The organism is Enterococcus hailinensis, assembly GCF_045862035.1.
GTDB lineage: Bacteria > Bacillota > Bacilli > Lactobacillales > Enterococcaceae > Enterococcus_A > Enterococcus_A hailinensis.
In genome coordinates this window covers 1-3,209 of the sequence record NZ_BAAFRV010000045.1, presented here as the reverse complement: position 1 = coordinate 3,209, position 3,209 = coordinate 1, and the positions used below count along the sequence as shown (strand labels likewise).

3 protein-coding genes and 1 pseudogene are annotated in these 3,209 nt (G+C 33.0%); all 4 read left to right on the top strand.

Going from position 1 to position 3,209, the window contains the following annotated elements; translation table 11 throughout:
* Nucleotides 1-138 precede the first annotated feature (138 nt).
* The 4 genes and pseudogenes from ACKTSC_RS13310 to ACKTSC_RS13295 all read left to right on the top strand — a co-directional run bounded on the left by ACKTSC_RS13310 (nucleotide 139) and on the right by ACKTSC_RS13295 (nucleotide 3,193).
* The gene (locus ACKTSC_RS13310) at nucleotides 139-1,128 is read left to right on the top strand and encodes an IS4 family transposase (protein ID WP_280114367.1); all 990 of its coding nucleotides are present in this window, start codon (nucleotides 139-141) and stop codon (nucleotides 1,126-1,128) included.
* Between the two features lie 160 nt (nucleotides 1,129-1,288).
* A pseudogene (locus ACKTSC_RS13305) lies at nucleotides 1,289-1,822 on the top strand (topoisomerase C-terminal repeat-containing protein); the annotation flags it as partial.
* Nucleotides 1,823-2,337: 515 nt separating this feature from the next.
* The gene (locus ACKTSC_RS13300) at nucleotides 2,338-2,835 is read left to right on the top strand and encodes a DnaJ domain-containing protein (RefSeq protein WP_407857822.1); all 498 of its coding nucleotides are present in this window, start codon (nucleotides 2,338-2,340) and stop codon (nucleotides 2,833-2,835) included.
* 34 nt (nucleotides 2,836-2,869) lie between these two features.
* Nucleotides 2,870-3,193, top strand: coding sequence for a DpnD/PcfM family protein (locus ACKTSC_RS13295; protein WP_407857821.1), 324 nt, complete (start codon nucleotides 2,870-2,872; stop codon nucleotides 3,191-3,193).
* The last annotated feature ends 16 nt before the right edge of the window (nucleotides 3,194-3,209 follow it).

The following is a 3,209-nucleotide window of genomic DNA, read 5'->3' as shown; positions in this document are numbered from 1 at the left end:
AGTTCGTCTGTAGTAAGATGAGTATAGGTCATTTAGGCTCACTCCTTGTTTTTCTTTAGGCGGAAATACAAGTTGAGTGTAGCATAAATGACTTTTTTTGTTGTCTAGCTTAATTTTACAATTGGCGTATCGTAAAAACTGTCTTTTGAAGCTATGCTCAAGCTCTTTCTCTACGCAGTTAATGAAGAAAAAGAAAGTTTGCGTGATTTGAGTACAGCTCTTATCGACCGATCGCTCCAACTAGAAACCGATGTGTCATCGATTAGTCATACCCAATTGTCTCGAGCATTTAATGCACTTGAACCTAAAGTGTTAGAAGAAATTTTTCAACAACTGTTAGAAAAAGTTCAACATCAAATCAAACCAACCAAGCGAAATCATCTGTATCTGATTGATTCCAGTACGTTTTCGCTTAGTTTAAAACGTCATAAGTGGGCGACTTTCCGTAAAACCAAGTCAGGTATTAAATTGCACTTGAACTTCTGTTATATGGATGATGCCACGATGTATCCAACTGATTTTACATTAACCAATGCACACGAACATGATGTCAATCAACTGACAGTACTGGTGAATGAACCAGAGGCAACGTATGTTTTTGATCGTGGTTACTTGGATTTTGAAAAGATGGATCAGATGTATTGGGACGGGTATTTCTTCGTCACTCGCATCAAGAAAAATACCAAAGTTCATGTGATAGACACACTAGAAAAATCGCCAGAAGAAGAAATTCTACGAGATGAACTCGTTCGCTTGGGGTCTAAGACTTATTTGACCGCCAATTTTCGACTAGTCACTGTTCAAGATAAAAACGGACGTGAGTTTCAATTTATCACCAATCGAATGGATGTCTCTTCGAAAGAAATTTCTGATATGTATCACGCTCGTTGGCAAATCGAATTGTTTTTCAAACACATCAAACAACATATGACCAGCAAAACCTTCTTTTCTCAAAATGAAAAAGGCGTGCATAATCAATTGATTCTAACGATGATTTCCGCTCTTCTCACGTTTCTCATCAAATTAGAAACGAAGACAGTAAAATCGGTGTTCCAAATCAAACGATTCTTTCGTTATTTACTGCTTCAGCCTTTTGAATGTTGGGTAGAAAAATTAATTCCCACATGAGAAAAAAGAAATTTGGCTCGTTACTTTTGGTTTTCAGTTGAATAACAGATAAAAAATTTTCTGGAAAAAGTCATCCTCTGCGTCAGCACAGTTTTTTTTGACTTATTTTCAGAGGAAATAGTTTTCAGAATATTCTAAAATGTTTTATGCAACACTAGTGATCCAAGTCATTAAAAATAAACTTGTTGTGACTGAAAAAGGTAAATTATTGTGCCAGGCAGTCGAAAGTCAGCACCTCTTAACGAGTGCTGAAATGACGGCTAAATGGGAAACGTATTTAAAGAAGATTGGTAAAAGAGAAGGTAATCAAGAAAACTTTATTAATAATATCAAGAAGTTTATCGTTCATTTATTAAAAAATGTACCTACCGATATAGAGAAACTAAGTTTTGCTGATTACCAGGTACAGAAAGAAAAAGAAGCTGAAAAAAGTATTGTAGGAAAATGTCCTAAGTGTGGAAACAATATTGTATTAAAAAAATCGTTTTATGGTTGTTCAAATTATCCTGAATGTAAGTTTACTTTAGCTGAACACTTTAGAAAGAAAAAACTAACCAAAACAAATGTAAAAGAATTACTAGAGGGAAAAGAAACTCTGGTAAAAGGAATCAAAAACAAAGAGAAAAAGCCCTACAATGCCGTTGTAAAAATTGGGAAAAAGGGATATATTGATTTTATCTCTTTCTCAAAATAAACATAAAAGCCCTTTAAATAGGGCTTCAGACCGTAGACAAATACCGTTTCGAGTAGCAATGATGGCTACTCGAAACGGTATTTGTCTACGGTCTGATAGGGCAGTTACCAAAAAGGTAACTGCCCTATTTTTTATAAAATTTTCCTCATTTTTTAAAAGCTGATCGAGAAATAAAGCACACAACGGTATTCTTTCTTTTTTCAGTTGGTACATTTTGCAGTCTGTAACGTGTCATTTACTGTTTGTTACCTTAACATATCCAGTCGAAAACACAAGGGTATATAAACGAGCAAGCTCGCCCTTGTGTTTTCTTTGTGTCTATGTTGCGTACTCGTCACAGCAAACGACACGAACACACTGGCGAAAATGAACTAACAAAACGAAAAAAGAAAGGAGCATACACTGTAATTTATTTCTAGCTTTTAAAACATGAGGAAAACAGCTTCACTTCCTCAAACGCCTAACAAAAATGGTTGTCAAAAAGCCAAAAATCAAAAAGAAAAGGAATGATAAAAATGAGATACATTAAAAACGTTGAAACATTGGAAGAATTGAAAAAAGCCTATAAAAAGTTAGCTTTGAAGTTACACCCCGATTGTGGCGGGAATGAAGAAGAAATGAAAATTTTGAACAATGAATATGACAAACTGTTTAGCAAACTTAAAAACACTCATAAGAATAAAGAAGGTGAAACTTACACCAAAGAAACAACAGAAACACCCGAACAGTTTAAGGATATTATTAATAAATTGTTCAATCTAAAAATGGACGGCGTAGCAATCGAAGTAGTAGGAACATTTATATGGCTAACAGGTAATACAAAACCATATAAAGAAGATATAAAAGCCCTAGAATTCCGATATTCACCTAAAAAATATGCTTGGTATAAAGCCCCTAAAGATTACAAAAAAAGAAGCCATAAAAACTATGACATGGATACAATAAGAGGAATGTATGGAAGCCAAAAAATTAAAGAAGAAAAAGAAGAAAAAAAATACTTACAAGCCCGATAGGATTTGTAATTTATAAAGAAAGGAAGAAAACATTATGTTTTATAAAATAAGAATAATTGAAACTTTGGAAAAGGAATTTGAAATTGAAGCAAAGAACGAAAAAGAAGCCTTAGAAAAAATACAAATAGCTCATGATAATGAAGAAATTATACTTTATCCTGAAAATTTAGACCATAAAGAAATGAAAATTGTCGGTTATAAAGATACCTTTATTGAAGAATATGAAACATTGAAACGTGTATTTTACGATTATGACACATCTTATATTTTATTAAGATATGGTTGTTTAGAGAAAGCAGAAAAAAGGTTAATAGAGCTTGAAATGATAGTTAGTGTTGATAAATTTATGAATGAATAATCTCTAAAAAAAGGAA